This is a genomic window from Novosphingobium sp. BL-S-19 (genome assembly GCF_055521675.1).
The window spans coordinates 3285848-3306511 of record NZ_CM145498.1; the positions used below are offsets into that span (position 1 = coordinate 3285848).

At 68.0% G+C, this 20664-nt stretch carries 19 protein-coding genes; all 19 read right to left on the bottom strand.

Going from position 1 to position 20664, the window contains the following annotated elements:
• Positions 1 to 5: 5 nt before the first annotated feature.
• Positions 6 to 338 carry a hydroxyisourate hydrolase gene (uraH, locus tag ACZ1JV_RS23685; protein ID WP_465150785.1) on the bottom strand — a complete coding sequence of 111 codons (333 nt, stop codon included), beginning with the start codon at positions 336 to 338 and terminating at the stop codon, positions 6 to 8.
• Positions 335 to 1801, bottom strand: coding sequence for an FAD/NAD(P)-binding protein (locus tag ACZ1JV_RS23690; RefSeq protein WP_465150786.1), 1467 nt, complete (start codon positions 1799 to 1801; stop codon positions 335 to 337). Before ACZ1JV_RS23690 ends, uraH begins: the two co-directional genes overlap by 4 nt.
• Positions 1798 to 2238, bottom strand: a complete 441-nt coding sequence (uraD, locus tag ACZ1JV_RS23695) for a 2-oxo-4-hydroxy-4-carboxy-5-ureidoimidazoline decarboxylase (RefSeq protein WP_465150787.1) — start codon at positions 2236 to 2238, stop codon at positions 1798 to 1800. Before uraD ends, ACZ1JV_RS23690 begins: the two co-directional genes overlap by 4 nt.
• Positions 2238 to 2618, bottom strand: a complete 381-nt coding sequence (gene hpxZ / locus ACZ1JV_RS23700; RefSeq protein WP_465150788.1) for an oxalurate catabolism protein HpxZ — start codon at positions 2616 to 2618, stop codon at positions 2238 to 2240. Before hpxZ ends, uraD begins: the two co-directional genes overlap by 1 nt.
• Positions 2615 to 3496 (bottom strand): allantoinase PuuE, encoded by an 882-nt coding sequence (puuE, locus tag ACZ1JV_RS23705; RefSeq protein ID WP_465137345.1) that lies wholly within the window; start codon positions 3494 to 3496, stop codon positions 2615 to 2617. The genes hpxZ and puuE overlap by 4 nt, the downstream gene beginning before the upstream one ends.
• A 118-nt stretch (positions 3497 to 3614) precedes the next feature.
• Positions 3615 to 4823, bottom strand: a complete 1209-nt coding sequence (locus tag ACZ1JV_RS23710; RefSeq protein WP_465152638.1) for a pyridoxal-phosphate-dependent aminotransferase family protein — start codon at positions 4821 to 4823, stop codon at positions 3615 to 3617.
• A 43-nt stretch (positions 4824 to 4866) separates the two neighbouring features.
• Entirely contained in the window at positions 4867 to 6168 is a 1302-nt protein-coding gene (locus ACZ1JV_RS23715) for an allantoate amidohydrolase (protein ID WP_465150789.1), read from the bottom strand.
• Between the two features lie 175 nt (positions 6169 to 6343).
• Positions 6344 to 7927, bottom strand: coding sequence for a gamma-glutamyltransferase family protein (locus tag ACZ1JV_RS23720; RefSeq protein ID WP_465150790.1), 1584 nt, complete (start codon positions 7925 to 7927; stop codon positions 6344 to 6346).
• 4 nt (positions 7928 to 7931) lie between these two features.
• Positions 7932 to 8873, bottom strand: coding sequence for a 5'-methylthioadenosine/S-adenosylhomocysteine nucleosidase (locus ACZ1JV_RS23725; RefSeq protein WP_465150791.1), 942 nt, complete (start codon positions 8871 to 8873; stop codon positions 7932 to 7934).
• Positions 8873 to 10210, bottom strand: coding sequence for an NCS2 family permease (locus ACZ1JV_RS23730; protein WP_465152639.1), 1338 nt, complete (start codon positions 10208 to 10210; stop codon positions 8873 to 8875). Before ACZ1JV_RS23730 ends, ACZ1JV_RS23725 begins: the two co-directional genes overlap by 1 nt.
• 32 nt (positions 10211 to 10242) lie before the next feature.
• Positions 10243 to 11586 (bottom strand): AtzE family amidohydrolase, encoded by a 1344-nt coding sequence (locus ACZ1JV_RS23735; protein WP_465150792.1) that lies wholly within the window; start codon positions 11584 to 11586, stop codon positions 10243 to 10245.
• Positions 11583 to 11771: an AtzG-like protein gene (locus tag ACZ1JV_RS23740; protein WP_465150793.1), complete on the bottom strand. Its 189-nt coding sequence runs from the start codon at positions 11769 to 11771 to the stop codon at positions 11583 to 11585. The genes ACZ1JV_RS23735 and ACZ1JV_RS23740 overlap by 4 nt, the downstream gene beginning before the upstream one ends.
• A gap of 198 nt (positions 11772 to 11969) precedes the next feature.
• Complete coding sequence (locus tag ACZ1JV_RS23745) at positions 11970 to 15422, bottom strand: hypothetical protein (RefSeq protein ID WP_465150794.1); 3453 nt, start codon at positions 15420 to 15422, stop codon at positions 11970 to 11972.
• Entirely contained in the window at positions 15419 to 16360 is a 942-nt protein-coding gene (locus ACZ1JV_RS23750; RefSeq protein WP_465150795.1) for a fimbrial biogenesis chaperone, read from the bottom strand. Before ACZ1JV_RS23750 ends, ACZ1JV_RS23745 begins: the two co-directional genes overlap by 4 nt.
• Before the next feature lie 207 nt (positions 16361 to 16567).
• The gene (locus tag ACZ1JV_RS23755; protein WP_465150796.1) at positions 16568 to 17101 is read right to left on the bottom strand and encodes a DUF4402 domain-containing protein; all 534 of its coding nucleotides are present in this window, start codon (positions 17099 to 17101) and stop codon (positions 16568 to 16570) included.
• 125 nt (positions 17102 to 17226) lie between these two features.
• Complete coding sequence (locus tag ACZ1JV_RS23760) at positions 17227 to 17724, bottom strand: DUF4402 domain-containing protein (RefSeq protein WP_465150797.1); 498 nt, start codon at positions 17722 to 17724, stop codon at positions 17227 to 17229.
• A gap of 207 nt (positions 17725 to 17931) precedes the next feature.
• Positions 17932 to 18534, bottom strand: a complete 603-nt coding sequence (locus ACZ1JV_RS23765; RefSeq protein ID WP_465150798.1) for a DUF4402 domain-containing protein — start codon at positions 18532 to 18534, stop codon at positions 17932 to 17934.
• Between the two features lie 218 nt (positions 18535 to 18752).
• Entirely contained in the window at positions 18753 to 19316 is a 564-nt protein-coding gene (locus ACZ1JV_RS23770; protein WP_465150799.1) for a DUF4402 domain-containing protein, read from the bottom strand.
• 70 nt (positions 19317 to 19386) lie between these two features.
• Positions 19387 to 20664, bottom strand: coding sequence for a spinster family MFS transporter (locus ACZ1JV_RS23775; RefSeq protein ID WP_465150800.1), 1278 nt, complete (start codon positions 20662 to 20664; stop codon positions 19387 to 19389).

Below are 20664 nucleotides of genomic sequence, written 5' to 3' on the forward strand. Positions count from 1 at the left end.
GAACATCAACTGCCTCGGTACGTCGAATAGCCGAAGGGCGATACCAGCAGCGGCACGTGATAATGCCCGCCCGCCTCGGCCACGCCGAAGTGGATCGGCACCCGATCGATGAACGGCGGGTCCGACAGCGCCGCCCCCTTGGCCCGGAAGTAGTCGGCAACGGCGAAAGTCAGCGCATAAGTGCCCGGATCGAGCGCCGGAATGCCGGGGCAGCGGCCATCGCCATTGGTCACGCCGGCGAACAGCACCGTGCCCGCCGCATCGGTCAGTTCCAGCGCGATGCCCTGTGCCGGGCAGCCGTGGGCGGTATCGAGCACGTGGGTGGAAAGGCTGCTCATGCGGCGGCCATTCCCTGCGCTGGCCCCTGCCCTGGCCCCTGCCCGTCCGGCGTCCAGTTTCCGAGGAATTCGTGTTCGTCGTAAGTCAGGAAATCGGCCACCAGAGCCTCTCGATCGTCCAGGAAAAGTTGGTCCGCCACGCCCCGCACCAATCTTGGCAGCGCGTTCTGCAAGCCCGACAGCGCCGATGCGGAGAGGCCAAGGCTGACGAGCGCGGAATAGTTGAACGCGAACAGCCCATGCAGCGGAGCCGGATCCGCCCCCTCACGCGCCACGAACTCGAAAGCAGGGCCGAGATAGGGATGCGCGTCGATCAGGGCATTGCGCGGGCCCACGGGCGTGACTCGCTCGCCCCAGCGCAGGATGCGGTCCGCCACTGCGCCCAATTCCGGGCGCAGGCCGGGATCGCTGACAAGGCCGGTAGAGACCACCACGAAATCGAAATCGTGGAAGCCATGCGGCGTCGTCACCCGCACGCGCCCTTCATGCTCCGCCACATCCAGCCACGGCGCGCCGAGGTGGAGGTGGAAGCCCGGCCATGCCGCAGCCCGCGCGAACGTGTCGTTGGTGGGCGGCTGGTTGTGGCCCAGGAAGCAGTCCATCGCCGCGTATTTCGTAGCATCGTCCAGCGCCGGATAGCGTGCGGTGAAGCCCACCCGCTCCATGAAGCGGATCGGATTGACGCGCGGCAGGTCGTTGCGGCGGATGAAGACTTCCGCCGCCGCCACCCCTTGCGACAGCGCATAGTTGGCATTGTCGAAGGCCGAAGCCCCGCCGCCCAGAATGCCGATGCGCTTGCCGTGGAGCGCGTCGAAATCGATCGGCTCGCTGGTATGGGCCCATAGCGACTTGGGCAGGTTGTCGCGCACCATCGCCGGCGTGTGCCATTCGCCGCCGCCCTGGATACCGGTGGCCAGCACGACCTTGCGCGCCAGCGCCACCGCTCCACCGGCGAAATGCAGACGATGCAGGCCGCGTTCGGGCAGCGGTTCGATCCGCGTCAGCTTCGCGCCGTTCTCGACCGACAGGTACAGCACGCGGCGATACCAGCGCAAGTATTCCATCCAGTCGCCGCGTGCGATCTTGTCCACCGCATTCCAGCCGGCCGCGCCGTGCTGCGCCTCCCACCAGGCGCGGTAGGTGAGCGAGGGGATGCCGAAATCGATGGGGTTGAGGTGTTTGGGCGTGCGCAGCGTGACCATGCGCGCGTACGTCTCCCAAGGTCCCTCGAACCCGGCCACGTTCTCGTCGAAGACCATGACGTTGGACACGCCTTCGCGGCGCAGGCCGAAAGCGGCGGAAAGCCCGCACTGCCCGCCGCCGATTACCGCAACGTCGAGCACCCGCTCCCCATCATGCGCACGCGGACGCACCCAATCGGGGCGGACGAAGCCGATCAGCTCGATCTCGCGCGCAAGCTTCGCTTCCAGTGCCGGAAGGCCGATGGCGTCGGGCGCGCTCACGCCATGTCCTCCAACCGCAGGCGGACGATCTCGCCGATCTGCTCCAGCGCCGTCGCCACCTCTGCCTCACGGCCGTTTTCCAGCCGCCGCTCCATCGCCGCCAGAATGCCGGCCTTGTCGGTCAGCCGCACGCAGATCACGAAGGGAAAGCCGAAACGGTCGCGATAGGCGGCGTTCAGTGTGTGGAAGCGTTCGTATTCCTCCGGGCTCAGCCGGTCGAGCCCGGCGCTGGCCTGCTCGGCGGCGGAGGCTTCGGTCAAGGTCCGGTCGATCGCCGCCTTGCCCGCCAGTTCCGGGTGCGCGCGGATCAGCGCCAGTTGCTCCTCCGGCGTCGCCTCATGCAGCACCGCCAGCAGATCCGCCAGCCGATCGCCGGAAGATGGCCGCGCGTCGGCGCGTTCCTCCACCCAAGGGCTGTGCTCGAACAGCGCCGTCATCAGTGCGTGTTTCCTTCCAGACTTACATGGGCGGAGACCACCTTCCAGCCATCGGGAAACTTCACCCAGCTTTGCGTCTGACGGCCGCGCCGGTCGCTGTTTTCGCGAAAGAATTCCGCATCGGCCGTGGCATAGCGGTCGCCGTAGACGGTGATCGCCACGCGGCCCAGCCGGCGCTGCGGCGAACCGCCGCGACCCTTGCGAAATTCGCGGATTTCCTCGATCCCGTAGAGCACTTCGCCCACGCCGTAGCGGTTGGTGGTCGGCGCTTCGTGGAACAGCGCATCCATTGCCGGGATGTCGTCCGCCATCAGCGCCCGCTCGTATTCGCGGAAGGCAGCGGTCACTTCGGCGAGCAGGTTGGGATCGTCGATAGTCATGCCGGAAAATGCTCCATCCAGTGGCGGGCAATATCGATGCGGCGCGTGATCCAGGCGTCACCGCTCTCGGTTACGTGATCGAGGAACCGGGCGACGGCGCGGGCACGGCCGGGCTTGCCGGCGATGCGGCCGTGAAGGCCGATGGACATCATCCGCCCGCCTTCCTCGGCAAGCTGGTCGAAGGTGTCGCGCATGTGGCGGAAGAACTGCTCGCCCTCGGTAAAGCCGTTGTAGGCGACGATCTTCATGTCGTTCACGTCGAGCGTGTAGGGCACGATCAGCTGCGGTTTTCCGTGCTTCCTGTCCCAATACGGCAGGTCGTCGGCGTAGCTGTCCGCATCGTAGAGGAAGCCCCCCTCCTCCGCCACCAGCCGCGCGGTGTTGGGCGAGGTGCGGCCCTGATACCAGCCGAACGGGCGGCTGCCGGTGAGCCTTTCGTGCAGGGCAATGGCCTCTGCGATATGAGCCCGTTCCACTTCTTCAGGCAGATACTGGTAATCGATCCAGCGCAACCCGTGGCTGGCGATTTCCCAATCCGCCTCCAGCATGGCGGAGACGGCTTCGGGGTTCATCTCCATAGCTTTCGCCACGCCGAACACCGTCACCGGCAGGCTCCGCTCGGTGAAGATCCGGTGGAGCCGCCAGAACCCGGCGCGGCTGCCGTATTCATAGAGGCTCTCCATCGCCATCGCCCGGTCTGCATGGCTGGCGGCGCCGACCATCTCGCTGAGGAACGCTTCGGAGCGCTCATCGCCGTTGAGGACGGAGTTTTCGGCGCCTTCCTCGTAATTGATGACGAACTGCACCGCCACACGCGCGCCGTTCGGCCACTGCGGATCGGGTGGTGTGCGGCCGTAGCCGACAAGGTCGCGGGTCATGGGCGCACCGCCTCGCTGTGGTCCTTCGACAAGCTCAGGACGAGCGGACCTAGGGTAACACTTCCCTTGAAACTCCGCTCAGGCTGAGCTTGTCGAAGCCCCTGCCGACCGCACACGCTCATGCCCGCTCATCCTCCTGAGCCTGTCGAAGGGCCCAAGCCTCCAGCGCCGCCGGCACCGCATCGCCCAGCGGCACCTTGAAGCCCTCCATCCGCAGGCACGCTTCCAGCGCCGCCAAAGTCAGCAGCACCTTGTGCTTCATGGCATTGTACCCCATCGCGCCGATGCGCCAGATCCGGCCCTGCAACGGCCCGAAGGCGGTGCCGATCTCGATCTCGAACTGCTCGCGCATGGCCTTGCGCACGGCCTCGCCATCCACGCCTGCGGGGATGAACACGCCGGTGACGTTCGCCATGCGATGCGCATCGTCGCCAAAGACCGTGAGGCCCATGGCGCGCAGGCCCACCGTCATCGCCCGGCCCGCCGCGGCATGGCGGGCATAGCGGGCCTCCAGCCCCTCGCCCAAGGCAATGCGCGCGCACTCGCGGGCGGCGTAGAGCATCGAGGTCGCCTCGGTATGGTGGTTCAGGCGCTTGTCCGACCAGTAATCCATGACCATGGCGAGGTCGAAATAGTTGGATCGGATGCGCGGGCCCGAACCGTCCACGATGTCGTCGCGGCGGATGCCCTGCTCCACATGGCGGCGGCGGCCGATATGTTCTGCCGCCTTGTCCGAAATCGTGATCGGCGCGGAGCCCGAAGGCCCGCCCATGCACTTCTGCAAACCGCCGGTGACGATATCGACGCCCCAGCGATCCGCCGCCAGTTCCATGCCGCCGATGGTCGCCGTGGCATCGACATAGCTGAGCGCGCCTGCCTGCCGGCACAGCGCCCCGAACCCATCGAGCGGCTGCGCCATGGTGGTGGAGGTATCGCCGTGAATGGTGGCGACGATCTTGGGGTGGCAGCGGGCAATGGCCTCCGCAATGCGGTCCAGCGGGACGACTTCGCCCCACGGCGCGTCCACCGTCTCGATCACCGCGCCGATGCGGGTGAGGATTTCGGTCAGCAGCAGGCCGAAGCGGCCGAAATTCACCACCAGCACGACATCGCCCGGCGCCACCATGGACACCAGCGCCGCCTCGATCCCCGCGCGCGCGGTGCCGTCCACCAGCATGGTCCACTGGTTCTGCGTGCCGAAGATCGGGCGGTAGAGCGCCATGACCTGGTTCATGTAGCCGGTCATTTCCGGATCGAACTGGCCCAGCAGGTCCGCGCTCATCGCGCGCAGCACGCGCGGGTGCGCATTGATCGGGCCCGGGCCCATCAGCAGGCGCTGGGGCGGATCGATCTCACCGAACAACAGCGGATCAAGTTCGGTCGGCAACGTGCTCTCCCAAATGTTTCTGGCCCATTTTGTCTATGAAGCCCAGCATCACCCGCAGCGCCGCATCGGCATCGGCGGTTTCGACATGCTCGGCCGGATTGTGGCTGATCCCGCCTTGGCAGCGAATGAAAAGCATGGCGGTGGGGCAAAGCGCCGCCATCACCATGGCATCGTGCCCGGCCCCCGAAACCAGTCGGCGCGGCGGCTGCCCGGCTTCGGCCATGGCCGCATCCATCAGGTCCATCAGCGCGGGATCGCAAGGGCTGGCGGGCAAGTCGTGCACCAGCGCCAGATCGAGCACGAGCCCACGCTTAGAGGCGATCTGCTCCAACCGGGCAACGACCGCCTGCGCCGCCCGGTCACGCCGCGCCGCCTCGCCCGAGCGGACGTCGATGGAAAAGCGCACCTCTCCCGCGATCACATTGGCCGCGCCGGGCATTGCCTCAAGCCGGCCCACCGTGGCGACAAGGTCGGAAGCATCGGCGCGGGCGATCTCTTCGATGGCCAGCACCATTTCCGCCGCGCCCGCCAGCGCATCGCGGCGCAGCGGCATGGAGCTTGTGCCCGCATGGCCCGCCATGCCGCGCACGGTGGCGGCGTAGCGCAATTGCGCGGCGATGCCGGTCACGGTGCCGAGCGCCAGCCCTTCCGCCTCCAGCACCGGGCCCTGTTCGATATGCGCTTCCAGATAGGCCATGACCTCACCCGGCGCGCGGCTGGCGTTCCGGTAGGTCTCCACCGCCAGCCCCTGCGTCGGCGTTTTGGCAGTGACCACGTCGTAGTCGGTCTTGAACGAGCCCAGCGCCACCGCCAGCGACACGCCTTCCGCATCGACGATCGTGTCCAGATCGACATCCAGCGTGCCTGCCACCGCGCGGCTGGTCAGCATGGCGGCGGGAAAGCGCGATCCTTCCTCGTCCCCGAAGCCGTAGACCTCGATGGCGAAAGGCAGGCGCTGGCGCTGTTCGTAGAGCGCGGACACGCATTCGATGCCCAGCATCACCCCCAGCGGCCCGTCGTAGCAGCCGCCGTCGCGCACGGAATCGAGGTGGCTGCCGATCACCAGCGCCGGTGCGCCGGGCTTGGCGCCTTCGTAGCGACCACGCAAGTTACCGGCGGGGTCGAGATCGACACGCATCCCCGCCTCCACCATCCAGGCGCCGACAAGGTCGACCGTGGCGTGGTAGGCGGGGCTGAGATAGCCGCGATAGAGGCCGTGCTCGATCTCGCTGTAGGGCGCGGTGCCCAGCGTTTTGCAGCGGGTGACGGCGCGAATTCCGGTCATAGAATCCTCCCCTGCAAGGGGAGGTGGCAGCCCGTTAGGGCCGACGGAAGGGTGTAACCGGTGCGTCGTGGCGCGACTGGGAGGCTGACACCCCTCCACCACCCTTCCTTCGACAAGCTCAGGATGAGCGGGGGCGTTCCCCCTCCCCTTGCAGGGGAGGAATGGAATGGACCGCTCACCATGCCGCCACGCCGCCATCGCTGCGCGGATCGGTTGCGCCCTCGAACGTGCCATCCGGCAGGCGCACGACCGCTCCCGCATGGCCCATCATAGCCGTCAGCGGGCCGACCCGCTCCACATCGTGCCCGGCCTCCGCCAGTGCGGTGTAAAGCGCGTCGTCGAAGCCATCCTCCAGCTTGAGCGAGGTGGTGACATCCCCCCAGGTGCGCCCCAGCAGCCAGCGCGGCGCGCTGATCGCCTGCTGCAGGTCCACGCCAAACCGGGCATAGCGGCTGAACAGCGCGGCCTGCGTCTGCGGCTGCCCCTCGCCCCCCATGGTGCCATAGGCCATGATGCGCCCGTCATCGAACACCGCCAGCGCGGGGTTCAGCGTGTGAAACGGCTTGCGGCCGGGCTTCAGCGCATTCCAGCCGCTTTCCGCAAGCCGGAACGAACTGCCCCGGTTCTGCCAGACGATCCCGGTCTGCGGCAGCACTAGGCCCGAGCCGAACTCGAAGTAAGTCGACTGGATCGAGGAGACCACGCGCCCTTCGCTGTCCGCCGCGCCGAACCAGCAAGTATCGCCCCACTGCGGCGGCTGCGGCCATGCCAGCGCCTTGGCCGGATCGATCCGCGCCGCCATGGCATCCAGCGCGGCCGCATCGTCCAGCAGGCCCTGAAAATCATAGTCCGTATGGGCCGGATCGCCGACATGCGCGTCGCGCAGCAGGAAGGCCTGCTTGGTCGCCTCCACCAGTCCGTGCACATGCGCGAAGCTGTCGGGCGCATCGGCGGAAAGCCGGTCGAACAGCGCAAGGATCACCAGTGAGGCGAAACCCTGCGTCGGCGGCGCGCTGTTGTAGAGCCGCGCCCCTCGGATCGGCACGGAGAGCGGCGCGGGCCGCGTGGCCCGATGCGCTGCAAGGTCGGTCACCGAAACCGGGCTGCCCAGTGCGGCAAGGTCTTCGCCGATCCGTGCCGCCAGTTCGCCGCGATAGAAGCTGTCGAGCCCGTCGCTTGCCAGCTTGCGCAAAGTCCCCGCCAGCGCCGGATTGCGCAGCACATCGCCCTCCGCAAGCGGGCGTCCTTCCGGCTCGAACACCGTGGCATAAGCCCCCGGCGCCCCGCGCAATTCCTCGCCCTTGGCCGCAGCGATGGCGGCGCCGCCGGCGGTGACGGCAACGCCCTCCTCCGCACAGCGGATCGCATCGCGCAGCAGGCGTTCCAGCGGCAGCGAGCCCCCGGCGCTCTGCAGCGCCGCCGCCCAGCCGGAGATCGTCCCCGCCACAGTGTTCGCCGCAAGCGGCCCGCGCGTCGGCACTGCATCCAGCCCGGCGTAGAGCGTCAGGTCCGCCTTCGCCGCCGCGCCGCCGCAACCATGGATCGAATGAACCTGTCCATCCGGCTCGCGGATCACCCAGAACCCGTCGCCACCGATGGCGGTCATATGCGGATAGACCACCGCCAGCGTCGCGGCGACGGCCACGGTGGCCTCTACCGCATTGCCGCCGTCCATCAGCACCGACCGCCCCGCTTCGGCCGCGAGATAGTGCGGTGCGGTGACGATCCCGCGCGCGCCGGTGACGGTGGTCAATCCCATCGCGTCAGTCCGGCAGCGCGGTCAGGAACGCACGCACGACATGCGCGGAATTGACCGAGGCGAGGTGCTCGAAGGTGTCCTCCATGTTCTTTTCGCGGTCTCCGCCGGCAAGGTCGGACAGGCTGCGAAAGACGATGGCGGGCACCTGGTTGGCATAGGCGACTTGCGCCACCGCCGCGCTTTCCATGTCCAGCACGCGCGCGTTCCATGCGGCGTGCAGGTATTCGCGGAACTTCGCATTGTCGGCGAAGACCCCGGCGCTGACCCCGGTGCCGCCGACCACGACCTTGGGATCGTGCGGCAGGCACAGTTCCGAACCGGCGCGCTGGGTGGTCGCCGCCGCGACGCAGCGCTCCATCTTCACCGTGGGCGCCACCTTGCGGGCGAGGTCCAGCAGCTGCGGGTCCATCGCGAAAGTGAAAACATGCTGCGATCCCTGCACCGCATTGCTGACGCGGATCGGGCGGGGATACATGAATTCCCAGTTGCCCGGCGCACCGGTGGCGGTCTTCTCCGGCGGCAACCAGCCGGCATCGGTCTGGCGCGCGAAGGAGACTTCCAGATACTGGCCCCAGTTCTCCGCCACGATCACATCACCGATGGACAGGCCCGGATCGACGCCGCCGGCGATGCCGGAAAAGACAATGCGCTTCACCGCGAACCGGTCGATCACCAGCTGCGTGTTCATCGCCGCGTTGACCATCGAAACGCCGCTTTGCATCAGCAGCACCGGCTTACCCTCCAGCACCCCGGTCATGTAGGTCATGCCGTTGAGCTGGTAGGACATCGGCTGTTGCACCGCATGGACCAGCGCGTTCCATTCGGGCTCGTAGGCCGTCATCACCAAAGTGCGCGGGTTGGCGTCCAGCTTGTCGGCCGCGAGGGCCGGGGTGGTGAGCGTGGCCGTAAGCGCGATGGCCCCGGCAAGTGCAGTCATCGCGCGCATCAGGCAGCCCCCATCCAGACGAAGCGGGCGACGAACAGCAGCGCCAGCACCAGCAGAAACCAGTCCTTCTTCTCTACCGTGCCGCGCACGATCTTCAGCGCGGCGTGGGCGGTGATGCCGAAGGCCAGGCCATTGGCGATCGAGAACGTGAACGGGATCATCGCCACGGTCAGGAACGCGGGGATCGCGGCCAGCGGGTCTTCCCACTTCACCTCGGTCAAGGGCAACAGCATCAGCCCGCCAACGATGATCAGCGCGGGAGCAGTGGCCGCCAGCGGGATCAGCTGCGCGTAAGGGGCGACGAACATGGTCGCCAGGAACAGCAGCCCGGTGACCACGGCGGTCAGCCCGGTGCGCCCGCCCGCCTGCACGCCCGCCGCGCTTTCGACATAGCTGGTGACGGTGCTGGTGCCCGCCATCGAACCGACGATGGTGGCGGTGGCATCGGTAATGAGGATGCGGTTGAGGCGCGGGATGCGCCCCTCGCTATCCATCAGCCCGGCCCGCTTGGTCACGGCGACCAGCGTGCCGATATTGTCGAACAAGTCGACGAAAAGGAACACGAAGAGGATTTCCAGCAGGCCCAGCCCGTGGCTGCCGGAAAGGCCGAACACGCCGGCAAGGTCCAGCTTGAACGCGGTGCCGGTCAACGCCTCCAGCGAATAGGGTTCGGGGCTCACCGAAACCATGCCGAAAAGCCACGCGACCACAGTAGTCGCCAGAATACCGATCAGCATGGCCCCGCGCACGTTCCACACGCTGAGCGCGCCGATCAGCACCAGTCCGAACAGCGCCAGCGCTGCGCCGGGGGCCTTCAGGTCACCCAGCGCCACGAAGGTTGCCGGATTGGCGACGATGATGCCGGCATCCTTGAAGCCGATGAAGCCGATGAACAGGCCGATGCCGCCCGCCACTGCCGCAAACAGATATTGCGGGATGGACGCGACGATCAGCTGGCGCACGCCGGTCACGGTCAGCACCAGGAACGCCACGCCGGAAATGAACACGCAGCCCAGCGCCACCGGCCAGGGCACGCCCATCTGCTGCACCACGGTGAAGCTGAAATAGGCGTTGAGCCCCATGCCCGGCGCCAGCGCCAGCGGCGTATTGGCGACAAAACCCATCAGGATCGAGGCGAAGGCAGCCGCAAAACACGTCGCCGCCGCGACCGAGGCCACCGGCATTCCCGCCGTGCCCAGAATCGCCGGGTTGACCAGCACGATATAGGCCATGGTCAGGAACGTGGTGACGCCCGCCAGCACTTCGGTGCGGGCATTGGTGCCGCGCTCACTCAGCGTGAACCAGCGTTCCAGCCTGCCGCCGGGCGGTGCCTCCATGGTGCTCGTAGTTTCCGTCACGCTTCTGCCCCTTATTGCGACCCGGTTGTGGTTCCGGGTGGTATTGTCGCGCCCGTCACGCCCTGTGCCTCCAGCCGTGCGGCCAGCTTCAGCAGCGCCGGTTCCCCGCCTGGCGCTCCAATAAGCTGCAGGCCGATCGGCAGGCGTCCCGGACGGTACAACGGAACCGCCAGCGAGGGCAGCCCGGTGAAGCTGATCGGCTGCGTATGAATGCCAAGATCGGCCCGCGCGGGGCTGAGCGCCCCATCGATCTCTATGCGCGGATCGGCGATGGGCGGGGCGACGCAGGGGGTCGCCGGGGCCAGCAGCACATCGAACTGCGCCATCAGCGCATGGACTTGCGCCCGAAATGCATCCCGGAAACGCACCGCCTCCTCGTAGAGTGCCCGGGGCAGCAGTGCACCCGCGAGGAGACGGTCCCGCGTCGCGGGATCGAAGGCCATGGCCGAAACGGACAAGGCTTTGCGATGGAGGTTGCCGCCCTCGAAGGCGGTAATCAGGAAGGCCGCGGAGCGAGCGCGGGCGATATCCGGCAGCTCCACCAGCGGGGCATCGGCGGCAAGCGCGTCGATGGCGGCAAGCTGGTCGGGGTCGGCATTCTCCCGAAACCGCCCGCCCAGTCGGCCGATCCGGAGCGGAGCGTCATCCGCTGAGGCATCGCGGCCGGACAGCACTTCCCACACCAGCGCCATGTCGGCGGACGTGCGGGTGAAGGGGCCGACATCGTCGAAGCTCTCGGCGAAGGGGAACACGCCGGCCAGCGGCAGGTCGCCATGGCTGGGCTTCAACCCATAGAGGCCGGTCAGGCTGGCCGGCACGCGGACCGAGCCATTGGTGTCCGACCCCAGCGAGAAGGGGAGCAGCCCGGCAGCGACGATCGCCGCCGAGCCGCCCGAGGAACCGCCTGCAAGGCGGGAGGGATCGTGAGGATTGCGGGTCGTGCCGTGGCGCGCGTTGATCGTCGCGAAGCCATAGGCGAATTCGTCCATGTTGAGCGTGCAGACCAGCACCGCGCCGGCCGCCTTGAGCCGGGCGACGGCTTCGGCATCCGCCACGGCGGGCAGCGCATCGGCATAGAGCGTGGAGCCGGCGGTGGTGGGCAGGCCCGCCACATCGAACAGGTCTTTCACGCCATAGGGCACGCCGGCGAGCGGGCCGGGATCCTTGCCCGCCGCGATCAGCGCGTCCACCGCCGCCGCTTCGGCCCGCGCGCGTTCGGGCAGCAGGCGGGTAATCGCCACCAGCGGATCGTCCGCAGGCTGCGGCAACGCGGCGAGGCAAAGCTCCACCACTTCACCCGCAGTGAGCCGCCCGCCGCGCACGGCGGCGGCGATTTCGAGAGCGCTCGCCGTCACTGGCCGGTGCCGAGCCCCGGTCCGCGTTCCGGTCCAGACAGCGTTTCCGCATGACGCGCCAGCAGCGCGAGGTTGGCGGCGACGCCCTCCATGCATTCGGGCGGGATCGTCAGCCCGCGCGCAGCGGCAGCGGCCACGATTTCGGCGGTGGAACGGGGTATCCGGTTGGATGGCGCTTCGGTCACGTCTGGCAAGCCTCCTCAGCGGCGCGAGCCGCTCACCTGATCCTGCCCCCGATCCTGCCGATGGGCAGAAATACAGGCAAGTCTGGCGCTGAGCGGAGCGGAGATCGGAAGAACGCGACACATAAGTCATGCTCTGCCCGGCACACGGCGATCTATCAAACGCAATGATCCGGACGGATCGTTGCAAAAATCAGTACGCTACTGCTGCACCACGAAGAGGTCGCGCGAAAGCGTGCTGCCACTCGGCCCGACATCCACCGCCACGGCATCGCGCAGCACGATTTTCAGCCGCGCCGCCTGATCGGGATCGATGGCCAAGGTGTAGCGGCCGGGGCGCACTTGCTCGAACAGATAGAACCCGTCCGCCTCGGTCCGCGCATTCGCCGCCATTTTTCCTGCGGCATCGATCAGCCGCAATTGCAGCCCGGAAACCCCGTGCGAACGGGCCTTTCCCTCGGGACCGCCGGCGCCTTCGAAATAGGCCGTCCCCTCGATCTCGCTCATCGCCACCACCGCGAAGTCGGCGCGGTGGATGCGGCCGGGGCGCGGCACCACTTCGATGCCGCGCGTCACCGGGGCCAGCGCGATATCGGGCAACGACGTGGGATCCACCTGCACGCTGGCGCGCGTGCCCGCAGGCAGGCCGGTGAGCAGCACTACGCCCTGCCCATCGGTCTCCCCCGTGCCGGTACCCGATCCGAAAGCGACTTCGGGCAGGACCTTGTCGCCCGCGTCGTACTGGCCGTCGCCATTGTTATCCTCATAGGCGCGCAAGGCCACCGCGCCGGACAATGCCTGCCCCGGCGGCGCGACATAAACGCGGTCGGTCAGCGGATCGCGGCCGAAGCCGAAGCCCAACCGCAGTGCCACCGAATGAACCTTGTTGCGCAGGCCATAAGTACCGTCGAACGCCAGCGTGAAGCGGCGGAACCGGCGCTCTGCGGACAGGCCCAATTGCGTATCGCTACGGCGGAACGTCTGCGCGACCAAGGCGCGCACCAGCGTCCGATCATCCAGCGAGCGGTCCACTTCCAGCGACACCGCCTCAAGTCGGGGATCGGGCACCACGCTATAGCTGGCGGAAGCGCGGACTTGCGTGCGCGATCCGTTCAGGGTGGAGAGGTCGAACGTGCCGATCAACTGGTTGACGATGCCGCCGCCCACGTCCTTCGCCGGCTCGTAGCGCGAATATTCCAGCGTATTCGACGCCAGCACCCCCGCCACTCGGGCCGATCCGCGCAGCGAGGCGGTGGTCTGTACTTCGCCCCCGGCATATTCGATCCGCCGCGCCCGCGCATAGAGCGGGATCGCCAACCCGCCCTCGCCGCCGGGCCGCAGCGTGGCATTGGCATCCAGTTCGGTGACGCGGCGCAGCGGCTGCCCGTCGAACACCCGCACTTCGTCCAGGAAATCGCCGCGATATTCGGCATGGGTCAGCGTGAAGGACGCGCCCAGCACCCGCCCGCCCAGCCCCGCCTCGATCGCGCGCCCGGTCTTGCCGACGCCGCCCAGCGGCGTCGCCCCGTCCTGCATGGCAAAGTCCAGCTTGGCGGCCAGCCCGCCCAGCCCGGTGCGCAGGCCGGCGCTGGCCAGCCAGCGATCGCCGAAGTCGCTATCGAACCAGCCGCCGCTGACCATCGCCGTCACGCCCGAGGTCATGCCATAGGCAAGCTGCGCGCTCGCCCGCCAGCGGCCGTAATCGAGCCCCGGAATAAAACGCGGCGCGGTAACGCCCAGCAGGTTCTCGTCCTTCTGCACCGCACCCACCGTGTAGACCACCTGCCCCTTCGACAGCCGCCCGTCACCCACGGAGATGCGGCGCACTTCCTCGCTGCGCTGCCCCTGCGGCCCGTAGAACACGAGGCGAAACAGGTTCAGCCCGTAATCGACCGGCACTTGCAGGAACTGGTACTGCCCGTTGACCGCCAGCCGCGTCGATCCCACCAGCACGCCGTTGCGGTAAAGCTCCACTTCGTAGCCATCGGGAAGCTGGCCGCGCAGGTCGATCCTGTCGAACACCGATGCCGCCTCCACCGGGGCATTGGTCACCGTGCCGCCGCGCCCGGCCACACCGCGCAGGCCGATGGGCAGCGACGTGGTCGCCACATCGCCCATCGCAAACGATGTGGCATGAAGCGGCCCCAGCAGATCGGCATCGGGATCGGTGCGGCCCAGTTCGATATGCGCCGCCGTCAGCCCATCGCGCGTGGAATGGGTGAGGAAGACTTGCGCGCTCATCCAGGCCAGATCGCCCGCCAGCCGCAAGTCGGTCTCCACCCGCTCGCCCAGCGTCGTGTCGGACACCGCGCGCGTCTCCACATCGGCCATCGGCACCGAGATCGGCAGCCACGGCGTATCCTCACGCGGGAAACGACGCTCGGTATTGGCGGCGGAGGCCTGCTCGTTGCCCAGCCGCTCACGCTCTGCCTCGCGGGCAAGACGCTGTTCGACGGGGAACGGTTCCAGCGTCTTGATGACGATCGACTGATCGCGCAGGTTCGGCGTGACCGTCAGTGGCAGCAGATCACCGATGCGCTCGGCCCGGACGTAGAGTTCGCCGTCGAACGCGACCGCATCGCCTTTCGCCAGCGGAACCGCCTTGCCGCCCGCCTCCGCCGTGCCTTCGCGCAAGTTGATCGTCAGGTGCCGGTTTTCGTCCAGAAACCAGCCGCTGGCGTAGTTGCCCTCGTCCCCGACCGAGATCGCCAGATCGAGCGTCCGCGCCAGTGCCCCCAGCGGCAGATAGAGCCCGCCGCGCGTGCCATAGGCGATCACGGTGTCCTCACCCCCGGTAGTGCCGGTTGCGGTGGCGACCTTCACCGCCAGGATCACCTCGTCGTCGTAGGTGATGACTGGAGTGACATTGGCGGGAAAGGTCTGCGTGGCGTTGGCGGGGGTGAGATTGGCCGGGCTTGCGGGGGCGGCGTCCTTGGCGGCTTGCGGACTGCCGAGGCCGAAGCTGGGCATGGGCAATGAGCGCGAGGCCGCGAGGGCCTGCGACGGGGTTTCCGTCGGAGGTGTGTCCGCTGCCGAATGCTGGGTAACGGCGAGCAGCAATGCCGGGCGCGGGTCGTCCGTGGGCGCTGTGGCGAGAGGCAGCGCAGCGATCAGCGGAACCGGCGCTGGCAGATCCAGCACCGGGGGCGGTGCCGCCGATGTGCGGTCGATCAGGGGAACCACCGCCGGCAGAAACGGCACCTCGGACATCGCCGGCAACACCAGCGCGATCGGCGCAGGCGGCGGGTCGAGCGGGCGCGGTGCAGCCGACGCCAAAGGCTGACGGGCGGTGTTTCCCCCCGGAACGAGCCCAGGTTCAGCCGAAGGTTCCGTGCGAACGTCGGCGGCCGCCAGAGCAACCGGCGCCGCCGAAGCCTTCAGGGCCACCCGGATCGGCAATGATCGCGGCGGCACGATGATCGGTTTGGCGGTCAATCCCGGCAGCGGAAGCGCGGCGAAACTGGGACGGGGAACGGGGCGTTGTGCCAGCGCATGATGCGGCGCGGGCGGGGCGTCCTCCCCGGCCGGCGAGGCCGTCGGCGCGGCGCGATCCCCGCGTACCAGCAGCGACGCGCCGGCCAGAAACGGTACGAGCCCGGCCGCCTTCGGAAAGCCAGTCCGCCTTTCGTCCCGGCCGCCCCGGCCCCGGCTCACGGCACGGTGATATCCCGGCTGGCCAGCACTTTGCCGGGCTCAACATCGTCATCGGTGTACGTGACGGTCAGCTTCGCGCCGCTGGCCGTAAGGCGCGCGTCGGCAGCGGGGTCCAGTGGCACGGTAACCTGCCGCGCATCGATCTCGGTATAGACGCCCAGCCCTTTCAGCACCGCCAGCGGCGCCTTCGCGCCCGGCGCGGTCACGGCAATGTCACCGAAGGCGGAGCGCGTGCCGGACCGGGTAATGGTCAGTTGCAGCCCCTTCCCTCCACCGGGCAGGGGCACCAGATGCGCGTTCTCGATCCCCGCCGTCAGCGTGGTCTGGCCGACACGGACGATCACAGGGATCGAAATGCCGAAACGCGGCACGATGCGCACGCCGATGGAATTGGGCTTCTGCCCGCCCGCCGCCTGCTCGATCGAGTAGGAGGCATCCTCTGGCGGCACGGCAACCGCGGAGAAGTGCGCGCGGTATTCGCCCGGCGGCGTATCCGGCGCAACGCGGGCCATGATGCGGATCGTCTGCGCCTCGCTGCCGCCCAGCACCGCGCGGCGCGGCGACCAGCGCAGCATCGCCGCGGCGCCGTGGACTTTCGCACGATCGGCAGGATCGACGGTTTCGATATCGAGCAGGCGGCCGTCGCTGGTCATCATCTTGTCGGCAATGGTGATGTCGTACTCGCCGCGCTCGATGCTGCGGTTGTAGAGGCCGACAGAGGCGATGCGCGCGCGATCGTCGATCACCACACGCTTGGGGTAGAGATTGATATCGCCCATGCCGCCCACGGCGCCTTCGGGCACGGGAGCGGCGGCTTGTGGCGGCGGGGCCTTGAGCGGATCGTCCTGCGCCACGGCGGCAGTCGCGACGCAAAGAGTCGCCAAACCGCCGGCACGCAGCAGACGCGCGCCGTTCCCCAGTACCGATGCGACGCGCAAAATTGCGACCCCCGAATGCCCCTAGTAATTCCACCCATGCAACTGCATGGAATCAGGCGCAATCATACTTAAGTACTTATGCGTTTGTTTGGAAAATGCGCGAATGCGCATTTTCGTAGCGGCACCGGCCCGCTCCCCCACCCGGCCACCCATCAGGGTACACTCGTGGGTGGCCGGGTGGGGGAGCGGGCCGGTGCCGCAAATCCATTAAAGGTAGTAGACGGTCAGCGTGAACGTGCCGGAGTAATTGCCCGGCGCCTGATTGGCCGAGACGTTCAGGGTACCGCCCACATTCAGCGTATCTTGCCCGGACGCCCCTAGCACACCGATGCCGAAGATCCCCGCATCCGAAGTAAAGTCGCTCACCTGCATCGTCGCCGCGCCGGAGGAGATCGTCGTCGTGCCCGGCAGGGACACGATGTAGAGGCGATTGGCCGACCCGTTGAGCTGGAACATGGCCTGCCCGCGCCCGCCGTTCCCCTGCGGCAAGGACAGGTTGCCCGCCATGCCGCCGGTGCCGCTGACGGTGCCGGTGGTGCTCACGGTTTCGGTGCCGGCCGTGGTCGGCCGCGTGAAGCTGCCGAAGCGCAAATAAGCCAGCGGCACGATCTGCGCCGGCGCCACCACTTCGGCGGTGGCCGAACCTTTCGCCCCGGCCGCCAGCGCCGCCCCCGGAAACAGCGCGAAAAGCGCTGCCCCGAGAAGAGCAAGACTGGCCCGGTTCTGTCTCCTACGGGTCATCCCGATCCCTTGCGGCGGCTGGCGGAAAGGTATGTCGGCCCCGAGCCCCCCTCGGGGCCGACACGGACGGACCTTCGGATGGCGCCCCCCAGCGCCTCCGGAGGGCCCACCCCCCAAAGCTGTTGTCAGTTGTAGGTGACGGTCGCGTCGTAGCTGCCGGTGTAGCTGCCGGCCGCCTGGTTCGCACCCACGGTGAGCGTCCCGCCCACGGTGAAGCTGGCCGCGCCCGAGCTGCCGAGCGTGCCGGCGGTCGACGAGGCGGCAGTGGTGAAGGCCATCGTGTTCGAACCGCTGGCAACGGTGCTGCCCGAGGTGGAGATCGTGAAGGCGCGGCTGGCATCGCCGCCGACCGAGAAAGCGTCCGCCGTGTTGGTCGAGCCCGCGACCAGGACGACGCCGCCGGTCTTCGAACCCGCGCCGGCCGAGCTGACGACCACGGTGCCGCCGGTGCCGGCGGTGAACGAACCGAAGGCCAGCGCCGCGCCCGAGGTGTGCGTCAGCGTGATCGGCGCGACGACGGTGGCCGTGGCGGTGCCCTGCGCGGTGGCGGCCAGTGCCGAACCGGCAAAGAGCGGCGAAGCGGCGGCAACCGCCAGTGCGGAAACAAGTGCAAGCTTCTTCATGAAAAGTACCTCCTGAATAGTCCGGACGTCCCGACCGACCGAACTGCACGAGGCGACCCCGTCTCGTGTTGACTAGGCACTTATGCTGAGGGTTCTTACTGAAAAATAATCAATACTTCCGTTTCATACCAAAGTACTGACCGATTCATTCCCTTGTATGAGTAATCCGGCCCCGAGATGCGTAATCGGACCGAAAATCCCGCCGAATCAGCTGTAGACGACTATGACCGGGACTTGCGCGTGGTAGTGCGAGGCTTCGGTCCCGGGCGGTATGCGCAATTCCCCGCCGATCTCGAAACCATCCGCACCCGCCCGATCCAGCACGCCCTGCGCGCCAGCCTGCGGGCGGCTGTCAGTGCGGACGGTCAGGCCGGTGACGGGAAGCGTGGGCATGTCGTCACCGGCCGTGTGGGCCTGCACCGATCCCGGCACGACGACGCGATAGGCGCGGCCGGGTTCGCCCTCCACCCGCAGGCGCGCGGCATGGGGGCTGGCGCAGTCCGCGTTTCCGGCAAGGCAGGCCGAATGGGCGGCCCCGGCATAACGGGCCTTGTCCCCTCCGGGCGCGATCACCAGACTGCCGCCCTGCCCGCCGACATCGCCGACCGATCCGAAATCGAGGTCCGACAGCGAGCGGACCGACAGCGGTTGCACCACCGTCGCGCTGGCCACCCCGGCGGCTTGGCCGGTGGCGCCGCTTGTGCCGGCAAGGCCATCCGCCGCCAGCGCAGGCCCGGATCCGGCCAATCCGGTAAGAGCACCGGCCGCAACGAAACCGGCGGCCACGGGAAGGACAGGCGATCGGGACACGGCATTCACTCGCTGCGCGGCGCAAGGGGCGCCAGTTCCGGTTCGTCCGGCCGCCCCCTGACCGAGCGCGGAGCCCTGCAAGCCTCCGCCGCAAGGAAACGGTCGGAAGGCGCAGGGGTTCCGCACCGGGCAGACGCCGGGCCATCCTGTTCATTCTAGGAAGAAATCAGCGAAGCCGGGCCTTCCGCGCCCTTAGGCAAAAGCCCGCGGGCTGCCGATCAGTCGACGCTGACCACGGTGGCGTCGATCGGCAGCGGCATCGCCAGCGTGCCGCCGCCATAACGGCGCGTAAGGTCCATCCGCGCGCCGACGCGGAAACTGCGCGAACAGACGCGCTGCGCGCAGCTTTCGAACGTTACCCGCACCACTTGCCCCGGCGTGACGGTGGCATAGCCGGGAAGGTCCGTCTCGAAGGCGGAAAGCTTCCCCGAAACGCCGCCGCTGGTGATCGTGCCCGGCGCCGAGAGCACGACTTCCACGGTAATGTCGAGCGGACGCCGGCTTTCGTTGCCGCGATCGTAGGCCACGGTGAACTGCGCCGGCCTTGTGCTGTTGCCGGGGGCGGAGAGCACACCGCTGTCCGTCACCATGCCGCTGGCCGAAATGCGGCGGCTGCCGCTATCCACCACCACCATCTTGCCGAAATCGAGCCGCGTATCGGCGGTAACGGTAGTGCGCGGCGGATCGGCGGCAGCGGGCACGGCAAAGACGGCAAGCGCCAGCAGCGTTAGCCAGCGCAGGCGCAAGTTCCCCGTCCGATTGAGCCACCCGTAGCTATGCATCCCGGCGCCAGCCTATACCGCCCCCAGTGCGCAAGCCAGCCCTCTCACCGGCCGGAATCCCGTTTTGGGATCAGGCGCTTTCGCGTACCCATTCCCGGCGCAGCGCTGGTCCGGCCAGCCCCATAAGCAACGCCGCCAGCAGATAGAGTCCCAACCCGATCAGCATCGAATAGCGTAGCGCCTCCGCCCCCCACACCGGGGTCAATGCCTTCGACAGCGCGCCGAGCGCATAGATGCCGCCGCCAAGGCCGATCAGGTTGTTGATCAACAGGAACAGCGCCGATGCCGTCGCCCGCGCGGGCGGCTCGACAAGGTGCTGCACCGCGCTCGTCACCGGGCCCAACCAGACGTAGGCCAGCGCCTGCGGCAACAGGAACAGCAAGAAGGCAGTGGGCACGCTGTGCGTCCAGATGCCACCGGCATAGAGCGGCACCGCCAGAACATAGGCCATTGCGGGCACCCAGCCATAGAAAGCGCGGTCTGCACTGCCCAGCCGGTCCGCCAGTCGCCCACCGGCCAGCACGCCCACGGTGCCGCCCAGCAGCAGCACCGCGCCCAGGAACCACGATGTCTGCACCAGATCGAGCCCGAAGCTGCGCTGCAGCAGACTGGGCATCCAGAACATCACGCCATAGCCCAGCATCGAACTGGACGCCGCGCCGAACGAGAGCAGCCAGAACGCCTTCTTGCGCATCAGCGTGGAAGCCACCTCGGCAAAACGCACCGTGGGCGCGGCAACCACCGGCTTGGGCTTGTCCCGCACGATCAGGCGGAACGGCACGGCGGCCAGCAACCCGGTCAGCCCGACGACGACGAAAGCCGTGCGCCAGTCCACCCGCGCGGCGACATAGCCGCCCGCCAGCACGCCCGCCGCAGCGCCAATGGGAATGCCCAGCGAATAGATGGAAAGCGCGAAGGCCCGCTTCTCGCTGGGGAAATGATCGCCGATCACCGCGTAGGACGGGGCGACGCCGCCCGCCTCCCCCACGCCGACGCCAAGGCGGGCCAAGAACAAGTGCCAGAACCCCTGCGCGGCGCCGCAAAGCGCGGTGAACAGGCTCCAGACCAGCAGCGATCCGGTAATCACCCAGGACCGGCTGGTGCGGTCGGCCAGCCAAGCCAGCGGCACGCCGAGCGTCGAATAGAGGATCGCGAAGGCCAGCCCGCCCAGCATCCCCATCTGCGCATCGTCCAGCCCCAGCTCCTTCTGGATCGGCGCGGCCAGAATCGCCAGAATCTGCCGGTCCACGAAGTTGAAGATGTAGACCAGCAGCAGCATCGCCAGCACCAGATTGGGCGAGGCGGCCTTGCGTGACGAAACCTTCGGCAGGGAAGCGGAGGCGCTCAT